Source organism: Bifidobacterium anseris (assembly GCF_002860345.1).
Classification (GTDB): domain Bacteria; phylum Actinomycetota; class Actinomycetes; order Actinomycetales; family Bifidobacteriaceae; genus Bifidobacterium; species Bifidobacterium anseris.
The window spans coordinates 423,545-437,787 of the sequence record NZ_NMYC01000005.1; the positions used below are offsets into that span (position 1 = coordinate 423,545).

The window sequence follows — 14,243 nt, forward strand, 5'->3', positions numbered from 1 at the left end:
GCCGGCCCCGTCCGTTCTTTTTGTTCATTGTTCATTGTTCGTTCGTGGGCGCGGCATGCGCCGCGCCCGCAAGCGCCGATGAGTGGAGGTTTTTGTGATGCGGCAGTTCGTGTTCACCGATCTGACCCGTGACGAGTTCGCCGGGTTCGCGGTGCGCGCCCGGCACGGCAATTTCCAGCAGACCGTGATGATGGCCGACCTGAGGGTGAGCCAAGGTCAGGTCATCGACTACGTCGGCGTGCGCGAGGACGGCGAGGTAGTCGCGGCCGCGCTCGTCGCCACGCACGGCTCCGGCCCCACCGCCTTCAGCACGATCGCCGACGGTCCGCTGTGCGACCTCGACGACCGCGAACTCACCGTCTTCTTCCTCGAGCACATCGCCATGATGGCGAAACGCCGCCGCCACGCCGTGCACCTCGACATCACGCCCGAACAGCCGTACCAGCTGCGCGACGCGCAGGGCGAGCCGCTGCCCGGGCTGCAGGGCGCACCCGACACGGCAATACTGGAGAACCTCAAGGCTGCCGGCATGACGCACGGCGGTTTCACGCGCGGCTACACGGCGGTGCCGCGCTGGCGATTCCTCAAGGACCTCGATGGCGTCACCGACAGCAAGACACTGCTCGCCACCTTCAGCAAACGCACGCAGTGGAGCGTCAAGCGCGCGCAGTCGATGGGTGTCGAAGTGCGCCGCGTCGGCATCGACGAACTCGACGTCTTCGCCGCAATCGAACAGCAGACGGCAGAACGACGTCACTTCGAATACCGCGGCGAACAGTACTTCCGCAAATTCGCGGCAGCTTTCGGCGACGACGTGCACTTCCTCGTCGCGCGCATCGACACGCAGGCATACCATGACGCGATGCAGCGCAAACGCGACGACCTCCAGCGGCTCGTCGACGAACTCGACGACAAACTCGCGCAGCGCGAAACGACGAAACTGCGCCGTCGGCACAACGAGGAATCAAGCAATCTCAAAGCCGCGGAAAAACGCTACGAAGAGGCGGCCACATTGCTCGAACGCGGGCCGTACATCCCGGTCGCCGCGTCGATGTTCGTGACGGTGCCGCAGGAAACGGTGTACCTGTTCTCCGGCAGCGTCGAAGAGTACAAGCCGTTCTATGCGAGCGCGCTGATCCAGTACGAGGCGATGTTGCACCTGTGCGTCGAACGCGGCGTGACGCGGTACAACTTCTACGGCATCGACGGCATCTTCGACGATCCGGACAGCGAGGGACGCGGCGTGCTCGAATTCAAGCAGGGCTTCGACGGCTACGTCGAGGAACTGCCCGGCGAGTTCATGCGCGTGCTGCGGCCGAATATATACAGATTCGAACAGTTTGTCCATAAATTGCGCGGATGAGGCCTCGGGCGCGCCATATGGCGCGGATACACTGATGGCCTTATGACTGCGAACGATACTCATGACGCCGGTCAGCGTACTGGTCAGGGCGCGCGGCGGTGGACGGCGGCGCAGCTGACCGCCGAACAACTCGACGCGCTCAGCGCTCGCGACCCGCGCGGCAATTTCCAGCAGAGTTCACGAATGGCGACACTCGCGGCGAAGCACGGTGTGACATGCTCCAACGTCGGGCTTGAGGACGGCGACGGGCATGTCGTCGCCGGCGCGATGATCGCCTACACACCAAGCCGCTTCGGTATGAGCGGATCAATCTGGCTCGGCCCGCTCTGCGACCCGGATGACACGCCGATGCTGTCCGCTGTGAGCGATGCGATTCATGCAGACGCGAAACGGCATCATGCGATCGAAGTGGCGGCATGGCCGAACCTCGTCTACCGGCTGCGCGCCTCGGACGGCACGCCGAGCGAGGCGCCGCACGACGGGTATCTGCGCGCGTTCGAGGCACTCGGCTGGAGACATCAGCCCTTCACCCGCGGCTACGACAGCGTCATCAACCGCTGGGTGTATGTCAAGGATCTCAGCGCGTACACGACGGCCGATGAACTGCTCGGCTCGTATGAGAAACGCACGCAGTGGAGCATCGGGCGGGCGCGGTCGATGGGCGTCGTCGTCAAGGAGGTCGGCGCCGACGAACTGGGCGTCTTCGCCGACATCGAGCGGCAGACGGCGCAGCGCCGGCATTTCGCCTACCGCGGTGAACAGTACTTCCATGACTTCGCGGCTGCGTTCGGCAATCGCGCGCATTTCCTGATCGCCTATATCGACACGGCCGCATATGAGGCGTCGATGCAGGAGAAGGTGCGGCGGCTCGAGGAGGTCGTCTCGGAGCTCGAGGAGAAGATCGCGCAGCGCGAGACGACGAAACTGCGCCGGCGCCACAACGAGGAATCGAGCAACCTCAAGGCCGCGCGCAAACGCCTCGACGCTGCACGCGAGCTCACGGCGCGCGGCGCGATGCTGCCGGCCGCGTGCTCGCTATTCGTGACGCATCCGCGGGAGACCGTCTACCTGTATTCGGGCAGCGTCGAGGAATACAAGCCGTTCTACGCGAGCGCGCTGATCCAGCACGAGGCGATGGTCCGGCTGTGCCTCGACAAGGGCATCACGCGCTACAACTTCTATGGCATCGACGGTGTCTTCGACGATCCGGACGACGAGGGCCACGGCGTGCTCGAGTTCAAGCAGGGATTCAACGGGCAGGTCGAGGAGCTCGTCGGCGAATTCACGCTGCCGGTGAGCCGCACGCGGATTGCGCTTCGGAACACGCTGAAAAAGGTCCTCGGCTAGATCAGCCCGGCGGCGATGAGCATATGCGCTCCGGTCATCAGCAGGATGCTGAGGGCGGCGGTCACCGCGAGGGAGAATCCGGCTAGTTTTGCGTTGCCGAGCACCTCATCGGTGAACAACGTGGAGAAGACGGCGATTGGCGCCAGACAGCACATCATCGTCGCTTCGCGGATCATCGGGTCGAAGGGCAGCCAATGCCAGGCGGCGAGCGCGAACAGGATTCCGAAGGGCAGGCGCCAGGCGATGACGCGCAGCACGGCGAGGACGTCGCGCCGGTCGGAGGGCACGTCCATCAGCATGCCGACCATCAGCATCGCGACGAAGGCGTTCGCGTTCGCCAGCGGCGCGAACAGGTTCGCGAACCAGACGGGCAGCGAGACGCCGGCGGCCGTCAGCACGATCATGACGACGTAGACGTCGAAGGGAACCGAAGCGAAGAAGCCCTTGAGGACCGTGCGGCGCAGCGCGCGGCGCGCAAGGCGCTTTGCGTCCGGGTCGTTCGGCTTCTCGTATGGCAACGTCGGCGCGTCGCTGGCGCCCTGCTCGGCGAGCGTGCGCCCCGGGCGGATGTGCAGCAGCGTCTGCGTCATCACGTTCGTGCCGGCGGCGACCATGATGCAGTTGCCGATGTCGAACATCGCGGCCGGCACGACGGCTGCCGAACCGAGGAAGGCCTGCACGACGGGGAAACAGAAACAGCCGATGTTCAGGCCCGAGGCGTTGAGCATCAGGAACGCGCGGCTCGCGATCGGCCGACGCGACGTCGCCAGATAGATGACGACGACCGGAATGAGCGCGACGATGAAACCGTAGGCGGACAGCCATAGCAGCGACAGGTCGTGCGGGTTCTTCGCGAAGGAGTAGACGATCGCGCCGGGAAGGACGAGGTCGAACAGCACGACCTGGATGATGCGGTAGTCGCGTTGGTCGAACAGACCGCCGCGTTTGAACAGATAGCCGATGACGATGATGCCCAGCAAGGCGATGGGTTGAAGCAGCGTGAGCATGGTGCCTCGGTCGGGGACGTGCGGATGACTCCGCGAAAAGGACGATGGGTGGTTCGCGTGCGCGAGACGGGACTCGAACCCGCACGTCAAAGACACAGGAACCTAAATCCTGCGCGGCTACCATTACGCCACTCGCGCGTCACTGCAAGGTTTCGGCATTCCGTCGCCGCGTCGGCGTCCGGAAAACAAAAACCCTAGGCTTGTGGGCCTAGGGCAGTGGAGCCACTTGACAGAATCGAACTGTCGACCTGCTCATTACGAGTGAGCCGCTCTACCGACTGAGCTAAAGTGGCGTGCTTAGTGCACAAGATGGTGAGTGTAGTCGAAGCCGGCGGATTGCGCAATTCGCGTGTGTCGGGCGTGTCGCGAACGCCGCCCGCACGCCGCGCAACGCGAGGCGGCGCAAGGGAAAGCCGCTGCGCGGCTTGTGTAAGATGAACGGCATGAGTAACGGATTCGACGATTTCTACGCCATCATCCCCGCAGGCGGCACCGGCACAAGGTTGTGGCCGCTGAGCCGCGAAAGCAAACCGAAGTTCCTCTTCGACCTGCTCGGCCAGGGACGCACGCTCATCCAGACGACCTTCGACCGGCTCGCCGCGATCTGCGGCATCGACCATGTGTGCGTGAGCACCGGCGAACGCCACGTCGCCGCCGTGCGCGAACAGCTGCCGGAACTCAGCGCCGAGCATATCTTCGCCGAACCGTCGCCGCGCGATTCAACGGCGGCGATCGCGCTCGCGACGGCCGTGCTGATGCGCCGCCACAGCGACGACATCATCGTCGGATCCTTCGCCGCCGACCACGTCATCCGCGGCAAGCTCGCGTTCATCGAGGCCGTGCGTCAGGCGGTGCAGACCGCGCGTGCCGGTTATGTGACGACGATCGGCATCGCCGCGTCGCGCCCGTCGACGGCCTTCGGCTACATCCACGAAGGCGGTTCGCTCGCCGCGCAGATCCCGGACGCGCCCGATGCGACGCTCGTCGAACGATTCGTCGAGAAACCGAACGCCGTCACCGCGCAGGCGTACCTGTCGACCGGCGAATATCGTTGGAACGCCGGCATGTTCGTCATGCGCGCGAGCGTGCTGATGGACCATCTGCACAAGGAAAAGCCGCGGCTGGCGCGCGCGATCGACGCGATCGCCGACGCAATCGTCGCCGACGACCACGCGTACGAGACGGCCGTCGAAACGGCGCGCATGCACGGCGAGAACCCGCGCGAAACCGTGCAACGCGAGGATTTCCACGCGCATCGCGACGCGGCGATGGCGCGCCACTGGCCGTCGATCGAGAAGATCGCCTTCGATTACGCGGTCGCCGAGCCGCTGTCTGTCGAAGGCGGCGTCGCGATGATTCCGGGTGATTTCGGGTGGGACGACGTCGGCGATTTCAATTCGGTCGCCGCTCTGCTGCCGAGCGTCGACGAACGCAACAACAAAGTGCTCGGTTCACTTGACGACGTCACGACGCTCGACTCGGCTGGTGACGTCATCGTTGCCGGCGGCGACCGCACGATCGCGCTGCTCGGCGTGAACGACATGGTCGTCGTCGACACCCCCGATGCGCTGCTCGTCGCGCCGCGCGCACGCAGTCAGGAGGTCAAGGCGATCGTCAAGCATCTGGCGGAATCGGGAGACGACGAACTGCTGTAGGCACCCGTGCATGCGGGGCACGTCAGCGGCGGCGTTGCGCCATTTTTCGGTTAACGTCGTTAAGCAATGAGCGATGTCACATCGCGCACAGCCGACGGGAGGCACTGTCTTATTTCGTGAGTAGTGTGTGTGTTCTGTGAAGCGTTGCAAACGTATGCCGACTGACGGCGGCGCGCATGGCGCCATCGCAGCACGCGCGCTTTGCAGAAGATGATGATGAAAGGACCAACAATGGCAATCAATCCTCCAGTCGACGCCACCCAGACCGAGGCGTGGGCCAAGCTGCAGCGTCATTACGACGACATGCAGACCGAAGGCGTCGACCTCAAGAAGTGGTTCGCCGAGGACGAGAACCGTGTGGATGCGCTGTCCTTCGACGCGGGCACGCTGCATTTCGATCTTTCCAAGAACCTGATTAAGCCGGAGACGCTGAAGCTGTTCGCCGAGCTCGCCGATGAGGTCAAGCTCGCCGAGCGCACCGAGCAGATGTACACCGGTGTGCACATCAACAACACCGAGGACCGCGCCGTGCTGCACACCGCGCTGCGCCGCCCGGCCGAAGACGAAGGCAAGTACATCGTCGACGGCCAGGACACCGTCAAGGACGTCCGTGAGACCCTCGATCGCATGTACGCGTTCGCCGACAAGGTTCGCAGCGGCGAATGGAAGGGCGTCACCGGCAAGGAAATCGAGACCGTCGTCAACATCGGCATCGGTGGCTCCGATCTGGGCCCCGTCATGGCGTACGAAGCGCTCAAGCCGTTCGCGGACGCCGGCATCAAGGCGCGCTACGTCTCCAACATCGACCCGAACGACATCGCCGAGAAGACGCGCGACCTCGACCCGGAGACGACGCTCTTCGTCGTCGTTTCCAAGACCTTCGGCACGCTTGAGACGCTGACAAACGCTCGTGAGGCGCGCGCTTGGCTCCTCGAGGAGCTGCAGGCCTCCGGCGCGATTTCCGGCGACGGCGAGTCCAAGGCCGAGGCCGTGGAGAAGCACTTCGTCGCCGTCTCGACGAATCTCGAGCGCGTCAAGGACTTCGGCATCGACCCGAAGAACGCGTTCGGCTTCTGGGATTGGGTCGGCGGCCGCTACTCCGTCGATTCCGCCGTTGGCCTGACGCTCGCCATCGTCTTCGGACCGGCGCGCTTCGAGGAGTTCCTCAACGGCTTCCATCAGATCGACGAATACTTCAAGAACACGCCGTTCGAGAAGAACGTCGTCGTGCTCATGGGCATGCTCAACGTCTGGTACCGCAACTTCTACAAGGTCGCTTCGCACGCCGTGCTCCCGTACGACCAGTACCTGCACCGCTTCCCGGCGTACCTGCAGCAGCTGACGATGGAATCGAACGGCAAGTCCGTGCGTTGGGACGGCACCCCGGTGACGACCGAGACCGGCGAGATCTTCTGGGGCGAGCCGGGCACCAACGGCCAGCACGCGTTCTTCCAGCTGATCCATCAGGGCACGCAGCTCATCCCGGCCGACTTCATCGCCTTCGCGAACACGCCGAACCCGCTCAAGGACGGCGACCAGGATATGCACGAGCTGCTGCTCGGCAACTACTTCGCGCAGACGAAGGCGCTCGCCTTCGGCAAGACCGCTGACGAAGTGCGCGCCGAAGGCACGCCGGAGGACATCGTCCCGGCCCGCGTGTTCACCGGCAACCGTCCGACGACGTCCATCATGGGCGTGCGTCTTGATCCGTTCGCGCTCGGCGAGCTGATTGCGCTCTACGAGCACATCACCTTCGTCGAAGGCACCGTGTGGGGCCTCGACTCCTACGACCAGTGGGGCGTCGAGCTCGGCAAGCAGCTCGCGAAGGAGATCACGCCGGCGATTTCGCAGAACGATGAGGCGCTCGCCGCCCAGGACGCGTCCACGCGCAGCCTGATCAACTTCTACCGCAAGGTCCGCGAGTTCTGATCTCCGCGGTGGCGGCTGCGGTTTGCTGCGGTGGCTGAGTAGCTGAAGCGGCTGCTGAACGAGGCATAAGGTGCATGGCCCAGTATGGGCTGTGCACCTTATGCGTTCTCTGGCTGCTTCGATGAGCCGATCGGCCGCCAATGGCCGTTTGTGGGTGATGCCACCTATAGGGTGCCGCCGCGGTGGCGGATGCCTGACCGATGACGTCCGAGACTGTTCATGGCCGTGTGTATACTACTGAACGTTGTGCCGATGCATGGGGTGCCGCATAACCCCGCGCATCTTCAGGTCCAGTCGAACGTGACTTTCGGCGGATCGGCAACGCGGGCCGCAGCGGTCCGCGAAAATCAGGCGGCGTCCGCGCGACGGCTGCCCCAACCACTGCGCTGATATGCGGCAGCGAGCGAGGAACACCATGGTTAACGCTATTGAGGCATTCGACGCCAAGCACATGAAGCCGGCCGACGAGATCCCGGCGTTCCGTCCGGGCGACACCGTTGACGTGAACGTGAAGATCAAGGAAGGCAACAACTCCCGTATCCAGACCTTCACCGGCGTGGTGATCGCGCGTCAGGGCGCGGGCGTTCGCGAGACTTTCGTCGTGCGCAAGATCAGCTTCGGCACCGGCGTTGAGCGTCGCTTCCCGCTGCACTCCCCGTCGATCGACTCGATCAAGGTCGTTCGTCGTGGCCGCGTGCGTCGCGCGAAGCTCTACTACCTGCGCAACCTGCGCGGCAAGGCCGCTCGCATCGTCGAGCGTCGCGACAACTCCGCCAAGTGAGTGCGGCCGCGCGCGTCGACCTTCGACGTCGGCAGTGCGCGTGCATGATCGTCAGAGGATCCGCAACCGCGGGTCCTCTTTCGTTTTTGTTGATGTTTGTTGATTGTTCGTTGGTTTTGCTGTCGGCGGCGACGATTCAGTTCGCGGCGCAATGTGATGGGGTTGTGCGTGCGCGCGGCCGTTATGCCAGCGATGTCATACAATGACGTACAGCGCAGTCGCGCCTTCGGGGGTGCGAATGCGACGATGAGCACTGCAGCCAACAGTCAGGAGATTCATGCGCAACGATTCGTCAGCCGAGGGCACCCGTATGGGCGGCGAAGACGCGCCTATGCCGTCGCCGGGCGGTGCCGGCCGCGACGACGCGACCAACGCGCGGCATGCCAACCAAGCTAAGCCGGACGCGAAGTTCACGGTGCGCGATTTCCTGTTGTGGTGCGCGTTGCCGATCGCCATCGTCGTGCTGATGCGCGTGTTCCTGTTCGGCATGTACGTCATTCCGTCGAAGTCGATGGAGGACACGATCGTCCCCGGCGACCGCGTTGTGACGACGAAGCTCACGCCGCGCGTCACCAAGCTCAAGCGGGGTGACATCGTTGTCTTCAAAGACCCTGCGAATTGGCTTGCCGATGAGCAGACAACGTTCGCGAGCGAATACCTGATCAAACGACTCATCGGGCTGCCGGGCGACATCGTCGAGTGCGACGGCAACGGTGCGCCGGTCGTCATCAACGGCGTCGCCATCGACGAGACGTCGTATATCAAGCCGGGCGCGGAGCCGAGCGCGTTCCCATTCAAGGTGACCGTTAAGCCGGGACATGTGTTTGTGATGGGTGACAATCGTTCGAATTCCGCGGATTCCCGATACCATCAGAACGATGGTGACAACGGGCTCGTGCCGATCAGCGACATCGTCGGCGTCGCCTTCGCGCGCTACTGGCCACTTAACCGTATCGGTTGGCTGAGCGCGCATCACGACGTCTTCGCCGATGTGCCTTCGCGCGAAACGAGTGAGTGACGTTTCACGTGAAGCACGGTAGGTGGTGACGACTGCCGCGGCGTGGCCGGCGTGGTGGCCGGCTGCTGGAACTGCTTGTGCACGGCGGCTGCGCGCAGTGACGATGTGCAGCGAATGGGCGGTCGCGTAGCGTGAAAGTGATTCGCGTGGAGCGGCGGTGAGGGTGATCGCGCAGTGTAGTGGGCGGAACGTCGAACGATCAGACGATCAGGAAAGAGGATGGGATGAGCATTTCCGCAGTGCCAACGTTTGAGCTCGAGCGGCGCATCGCGGCGGATGGATACGATGTCATCGTCGGCTTCGACGAAGTGGGACGCGGGTCGCTCGCGGGGCCGGTGATGGTCGGCGCCGCAGCGTTCCACGCTGCCGATCTCGACCGCGCGCAGCAGTCGATTCCGCAATATCTGGCGGATTCGAAGATGCTCACCGAGCATCGTCGCGAAGCGCTGTACGAGCCGCTGCAGAAGTGGGTGGACGCGTACGCCATCGGCTCGGCGACGAATCAGGAAATCGATGAATGGGGCATCACCTATGCTCTCGGCATCGCCGCGCTGCGGGCGCTCGATGAGGTCGAACGCGCGCTCGGCCTCGAACAAGAAGGTGGCGTGCGCGTTGGCGCGATTCTCGATGGGCCGAGCGACTACATCTCGAAAGCGTTCATGTCTTTTGAAGCGCCGCTCGCGCCGGTATTGCCATACGTCGTCACTCAGGTCAAGGGTGATCAGCGATGCTGTTCGGTCGCAGCCGCCGCCGTGCTCGCGAAGGTGAAGCGCGACCGGCTCATGGTTGCGCTCGCCGAGGAGAACCCCGACTATGCGCGCTACGGGTGGGCGCACAACAAAGGCTACGGTTCGCAGGCGCATCGCGAGGCGATTGTTCAATACGGTCCGAGCGATCTGCATCGCGTCAGCTGGAAGCTGACGTGAGTGGCGTCGCCGACGCTCCATAGCTGTAAATGCAAGGGTGGCCCCCTGTGCGGATATGCAATCGTGTGCGTCATCCTTAAGGTTGAGAGATGCGTGGAAGGCGGGGCAAAGTCATCCCGATGCATGATGGTTGCGCGGGCGGCGCAATCGTAGCGTGGCAACCATGAACGTACAGAACCCGTCACAGCAATTCAGCATCAACGATCCGCCGGCGGCGCACCAGCCGCGCGCCGTGCGCACACAGCAAGGCGCCCCGACGCCGGTGCTGCACGGCATCGACCTTGTTATGGATTACAACGCCACATCGCGCAGCACCATCCAACCTGGGCAGCCGCCGGCGCTCAACCATGCGAATTTCCTCGTTGGCGAAGGCGAACGTGTGGCGATCATGGGGCCGTCGGGGTCGGGCAAGTCGACGCTGCTGCATGTGCTCGCCGGCATCACGAAGCCGACGACCGGTCGTGTGATGTTCCGCGGTGCCGACATCGATCGCATCAGCGAAGCCGAGCGCACACGTTTGCGTCGTCAGGCCTTCGGATTCGTCTTTCAATCGGGACAGCTGCTGCCCGAACTGCCGGCTGTCGAGAACGTCGCGCTGCCGCTCATGCTGTCCGGCATGGCGTACCGCGAGGCCACTGACCGCGCCCTCAGCTGGCTGGACCGCATCGGGTTGCGCCACCTGATGTTCAGCCGCCCCGGCGAGATGAGCGGCGGACAGATGCAGCGCGTGGCGATCGCGCGTGCGCTGTGCGTAAATCCGGCGATCATCTTCGCCGACGAGCCGACCGGCGCGCTCGACCAGAACACCGGCCGCGACGTCATGCAGCTGCTGATGGAAGCGGCCGCCGCGAACAATGCTGCCGTCGTGCTCGTCACGCATGACCCGAACATCGCCGCCTTCTGCGGTCGCACCGTCCACATGCGCGACGGCATCGTACTCGACGCGGCGAATCAGCGGATGGGCAGTGCGGCGAATTGGCCGATGGGGGATGGTGCGCGCGTCGATGGTGCTCGCAACGGTGCCATGACGAGTGGCCCCATGGGTGGTGCGCCGATGATGGCTGGGTATCCACGCAATCCTTCGCAAGGAGCCCTACGATGAACACGTTTGCCCTCTGGAGGCTTTTCCACCGCAGCCCCGCCGCCGTCGCCCGGTCGCTTCGCGCGGTGCAAGCGGATACGCAGTCGGTGGTGGATACGACGGCGACGGCAGATGATCAGTTGGCCGCACAGTCGAACGCACAGTTGGCGGTGAGCGGACAGCTGACGGCTGACGAGGGGCCGGCTGCGTCATCGGATATGCAGTCGATGAACATGTCGGTGACGAACGAGTTGGCGGCGGACACGATTGCCACAGAGACGGTGATATCGGACGCCACTACGCCGGCGGCTGACGTAACCGACGCATCGGGGATGCAAGCGTTCGCACAAACCGCGTCGGACAGCATCGCACAACCCGTGCGCGCAGAACGGCGTGGCGGCGGCGACTTCACGGGGTTGCTCGCCACCATCGCGTTCGCCGCGGCGACGGCGATCTTCCTCACCGTCCTCGGCGGTCTGCACGGCTTCATCTGGCGTGCGTCGCCGGACCATACGACGGCCTGCATGTTCGACACGTCGCGCTGCACATCGCATGACAACGTGAGCGCCGACGGCGAGTTCTACGTCATGCTCGCGATCTTCGCGTGCGTGCTGCTCATCGTCCCGTTCACGACGCTCGCCGGATCGGCGGCCCGATTGGCGGCGACCCGGCGCGACGAACGCCTCGCGACGCTCAGGCTCGTCGGTGCGACGACATCGCAGGTCATACGATTGACGGCCTTCGAAGCGGTCAGTCAGGCGGTGACGGGCGCGATCATCGGCGTCGGCGGTTACTTCGCGATCATGCCGCTCATCATGACGCTCACCTTCGAAAATCGCCACTTCAACTTCGAACAATTGTGGGTCGGCCCCATTGCACTCGTTGGCACCGTCGTCGGCGTCGCGCTGCTCGCACTCGTCTCCGCATTGGTCACATTGCGCCGCGTCGCGATCACGCCGCTCGGCGTCACCGCACGCCAAGGCTCGACGCTGCCGAGCGGATGGCGGGCCGTCATCTTCGTCGCCGCAATCATCGGCGGATTCGTCGTACTCAACAGTCTGCAGCTGTTCGCGCAGGCGGGTGCGGTCGTCGTCTATGCGATCGTATTCGGCATCATCGGCGGCTGCTTCATGCTGCTCAACCTCATCGGTTCGTGGATAGTGACGGCCGTTGCGAAAACACGCGTCCGCCACCCGAAGAACGCGGCCGTCATGATCGCGATGCGCAGAATCCTCGACAATCCAAAACGCGCATGGCGCAACGTCTCCGGCATCGCGCTCGCCGTATTTGTCGCCGGCATCACGTCGGTGTGCGGCATCCTCGCCACCGGTGACAACGCCGACCCGGAATCGTTGATGATGATGCATGACATCGCGCTCGGCGGCACGTTGACACTCGTGTTCGCGGCAGTGCTCGCCGCGGTCAGTTCGGGCATCATGCAGTCGGCGAACGTGTACGACCAAGCGGCCGAATACCACATGCTCATCCTCGAAGGCACCGATGCGCGCACCTTGCGCCGCGCGCGATTCAGCGAGGTGCTCACACCGCTCAACACCGTCATCATCGTCGCGGCCGGATGCTCGATGTTCCTGATGCTGCCGCTGCTCGGCTCCGCGCTTACTGCGCCGGCGGTGCTGCTGCGGTTCGCGCTCGGCATTGCGCTGTGCTATGCGCTCGTCAGCGTCGGTGCGCTGTGCGCGAACCGGACGGCGGCGCGGCTCGACACGGTCAGTCGGCGGCGCGACGACTGAGGGCGTCGAGGCGACGGGGCGCGGGAGGCTGTCGCGATGGAGGTCGACGTTCGCTTGCGCTCGGGTCGGTTGCGGATGGCCGGAGTCGGCGGCTCCTTCATCCGCCGTTAGCGACGCTCGCGCGACGCGTCAGCTCAGAATCGCCGCGATGATCGCGATGAAGATCGGGCTCGTCACCGTCGAGACGAGGATGCCGTCACGCGCGAAGGTGAGACCCACGTTGTAGCGCGCCGCGTAATTGTAGACGTTCTGGCCGGTCGGCAGCGCGGCGAGCACGACGCACGCGTACAGCACCGGGCCGCGGAAGCTCATCACGAAGTAGGCGAGCAGGAAGGCGATGATCGGCATCACGACGTTCTTCAGGATGGCGACGGTGACGATCGCCGGACGGTTGCTCTTGTTCTGCATCGGTTTCGTGCCGTGCAGCGACATGCCGAAAGCCATCAGGATCATCGGAACCGCCGACGCGCCGATCATGCTGATCGGGTTGCGAATGTAGTCGGGCACGATCGCGAAACCGAATTTCGCGTTGAGCAGCGAGACGAGGATGCCGAGCATCGTGCCGATGAGCAGCGGCTGATGCAGCGGCTGCTTGAGGATCGTCTTCGCCGAGACCTGGCCTTTCGTCGTCGCGTCGAGCACCGTCAGGCCGATCGGCGTGAACACCGCCTGCTGCATGACGAGGATCGGCGCGACGAGTGCGGGGTTGCCGAGAATGTAGGTGGCGATCGGCAGGCCGATGTTGTTCGAGTTCAGATACAGGGAGTTGAGGACGCCGATCGTCGCGTCGGGCGCCTTCAGATGGAAGAAGCATGCGTTGAGGATCAGGAAGATGACGCCCACAGCCAATGCCGAGAAGAATGCAACGAAGATCGACGGGTGGAAGATCTCTCCCAGTTTCTCGTCGGCGAGGATGTCGAACATCAGGCATGGGCTCGCGACGAAGAAGCTCAGACGGTTGAGCACGTACTGCGCCTGCGGGCCGCCGATCTGCATGCGCGCGGCGACGTAGCCGACCGCGATCACGATGCCGATGACGCAGAATCCTTCCATCGCGCTGATCAAGCCCGTCATGACGCTCCTTCTGCTGGTTCGGGTGGGTGTGCGGTTGGACGTCGTGCTGCCGTGCGGTCGTGCCGACGCCGACGTGTTTCGCCCAACTCAGTGTGTCACCTCCCGCGCACATTGCGCGCCATCCGTCCCAAAATGGGTACCCGTGTGCGTCTCGTTCTGTTGACCTCCCCGACAATCTGACCCGCGGAGCGGCCGGTTTGCGTCCCGCTCCGCCAACCTCATCGACGTTCCGACCCGCACACAACCCATGCGCCCATATGCCCGCACTGCGGTCGCTTGAGTTGCGGGCTTGATTCAGCTGTTACGATATG

Annotated in this window: 11 protein-coding genes and 2 tRNA genes; 9 read left to right on the forward strand and 4 right to left on the reverse strand. The window is 64.1% G+C overall.

Features of this window, described 5'->3' with window-relative positions; genetic code table 11:
- Nucleotides 1-97: 97 nt before the first annotated feature.
- Both CGZ88_RS06915 and CGZ88_RS06920 read left to right on the forward strand, forming a co-directional pair.
- On the forward strand, nt 98-1,363 hold the full coding sequence (locus CGZ88_RS06915) for an aminoacyltransferase (protein ID WP_026644695.1): 1,266 nt from the start codon (nt 98-100) through the stop codon (nt 1,361-1,363).
- Nucleotides 1,364-1,405: 42 nt separating this feature from the next.
- A complete protein-coding gene (locus tag CGZ88_RS06920) occupies nt 1,406-2,710 on the forward strand; it encodes a peptidoglycan bridge formation glycyltransferase FemA/FemB family protein (RefSeq protein ID WP_081663954.1) in 1,305 nt (434 codons plus the stop codon).
- Here CGZ88_RS06920 and CGZ88_RS06925 read toward each other — a convergent pair.
- The 3 genes from CGZ88_RS06925 to CGZ88_RS06935 all read right to left on the reverse strand — a co-directional run bounded on the left by CGZ88_RS06925 (nt 2,707) and on the right by CGZ88_RS06935 (nt 4,010).
- Complete coding sequence (locus tag CGZ88_RS06925; protein WP_101671448.1) at nt 2,707-3,717, reverse strand: AEC family transporter; 1,011 nt, start codon at nt 3,715-3,717, stop codon at nt 2,707-2,709. The two genes, CGZ88_RS06920 and CGZ88_RS06925, sit on opposite strands and share 4 nt — an antisense overlap.
- A gap of 58 nt (nt 3,718-3,775) precedes the next feature.
- Nucleotides 3,776-3,855 (reverse strand) — tRNA-Leu (locus CGZ88_RS06930).
- Between the two features lie 79 nt (nt 3,856-3,934).
- A tRNA-Thr gene (locus CGZ88_RS06935) sits at nt 3,935-4,010 on the reverse strand.
- A gap of 150 nt (nt 4,011-4,160) precedes the next feature.
- Between CGZ88_RS06935 and CGZ88_RS06940 the strand changes: the two genes are divergently transcribed.
- The 7 genes from CGZ88_RS06940 to CGZ88_RS06970 all read left to right on the forward strand — a co-directional run bounded on the left by CGZ88_RS06940 (nt 4,161) and on the right by CGZ88_RS06970 (nt 12,858).
- Complete coding sequence (locus tag CGZ88_RS06940; protein ID WP_101671595.1) at nt 4,161-5,372, forward strand: mannose-1-phosphate guanylyltransferase; 1,212 nt, start codon at nt 4,161-4,163, stop codon at nt 5,370-5,372.
- 231 nt (nt 5,373-5,603) lie between these two features.
- A complete protein-coding gene (gene pgi, locus CGZ88_RS06945) occupies nt 5,604-7,301 on the forward strand; it encodes a glucose-6-phosphate isomerase (protein WP_026644691.1) in 1,698 nt (565 codons plus the stop codon).
- A gap of 415 nt (nt 7,302-7,716) precedes the next feature.
- Nucleotides 7,717-8,082, forward strand: coding sequence for a 50S ribosomal protein L19 (gene rplS / locus CGZ88_RS06950; protein WP_026644690.1), 366 nt, complete (start codon nt 7,717-7,719; stop codon nt 8,080-8,082).
- Nucleotides 8,083-8,359: 277 nt separating this feature from the next.
- A complete protein-coding gene (lepB, locus tag CGZ88_RS06955) occupies nt 8,360-9,100 on the forward strand; it encodes a signal peptidase I (protein WP_231371394.1) in 741 nt (246 codons plus the stop codon).
- Nucleotides 9,101-9,324: 224 nt separating this feature from the next.
- Nucleotides 9,325-10,026: a ribonuclease HII gene (locus tag CGZ88_RS06960; protein WP_101671449.1), complete on the forward strand. Its 702-nt coding sequence runs from the start codon at nt 9,325-9,327 to the stop codon at nt 10,024-10,026.
- A 163-nt stretch (nt 10,027-10,189) separates the two neighbouring features.
- Nucleotides 10,190-11,128, forward strand: coding sequence for an ABC transporter ATP-binding protein (locus CGZ88_RS06965; protein WP_101671450.1), 939 nt, complete (start codon nt 10,190-10,192; stop codon nt 11,126-11,128).
- Nucleotides 11,129-11,439: 311 nt separating this feature from the next.
- Nucleotides 11,440-12,858, forward strand: coding sequence for an FtsX-like permease family protein (locus tag CGZ88_RS06970; protein ID WP_101671596.1), 1,419 nt, complete (start codon nt 11,440-11,442; stop codon nt 12,856-12,858).
- 129 nt (nt 12,859-12,987) lie between these two features.
- On the opposite strand, the gene CGZ88_RS06975 is transcribed toward CGZ88_RS06970, so the two are convergent.
- Nucleotides 12,988-13,932: an AEC family transporter gene (locus tag CGZ88_RS06975; RefSeq protein ID WP_026644687.1), complete on the reverse strand. Its 945-nt coding sequence runs from the start codon at nt 13,930-13,932 to the stop codon at nt 12,988-12,990.
- Nucleotides 13,933-14,243: the final 311 nt, after the last annotated feature.

Excerpts from the sequence above, each read along its gene's own strand:
- CGZ88_RS06965 (WP_101671450.1), top strand. The coding sequence starts at position 10,190 with ATGAACGTACAGAACCCGTCACAGCAATTCAGCATCAACGATCCGCCG.
- CGZ88_RS06960 (WP_101671449.1), top strand. The coding sequence starts at position 9,325 with ATGAGCATTTCCGCAGTGCCAACGTTTGAGCTCGAGCGGCGCATCGCG.
- CGZ88_RS06915 (WP_026644695.1), top strand. The coding sequence starts at position 98 with ATGCGGCAGTTCGTGTTCACCGATCTGACCCGTGACGAGTTCGCCGGG.
- CGZ88_RS06925 (WP_101671448.1), bottom strand. The coding sequence starts at position 3,717 with ATGCTCACGCTGCTTCAACCCATCGCCTTGCTGGGCATCATCGTCATC.
- CGZ88_RS06940 (WP_101671595.1), top strand. The coding sequence starts at position 4,161 with ATGAGTAACGGATTCGACGATTTCTACGCCATCATCCCCGCAGGCGGC.
- lepB (WP_231371394.1), top strand. The coding sequence starts at position 8,360 with ATGCGCAACGATTCGTCAGCCGAGGGCACCCGTATGGGCGGCGAAGAC.
- CGZ88_RS06975 (WP_026644687.1), bottom strand. The coding sequence starts at position 13,932 with ATGACGGGCTTGATCAGCGCGATGGAAGGATTCTGCGTCATCGGCATC.
- CGZ88_RS06920 (WP_081663954.1), top strand. The coding sequence starts at position 1,406 with ATGACTGCGAACGATACTCATGACGCCGGTCAGCGTACTGGTCAGGGC.
- pgi (WP_026644691.1), top strand. The coding sequence starts at position 5,604 with ATGGCAATCAATCCTCCAGTCGACGCCACCCAGACCGAGGCGTGGGCC.
- CGZ88_RS06970 (WP_101671596.1), top strand. The coding sequence starts at position 11,440 with ATGCAAGCGTTCGCACAAACCGCGTCGGACAGCATCGCACAACCCGTG.
- rplS (WP_026644690.1), top strand. The coding sequence starts at position 7,717 with ATGGTTAACGCTATTGAGGCATTCGACGCCAAGCACATGAAGCCGGCC.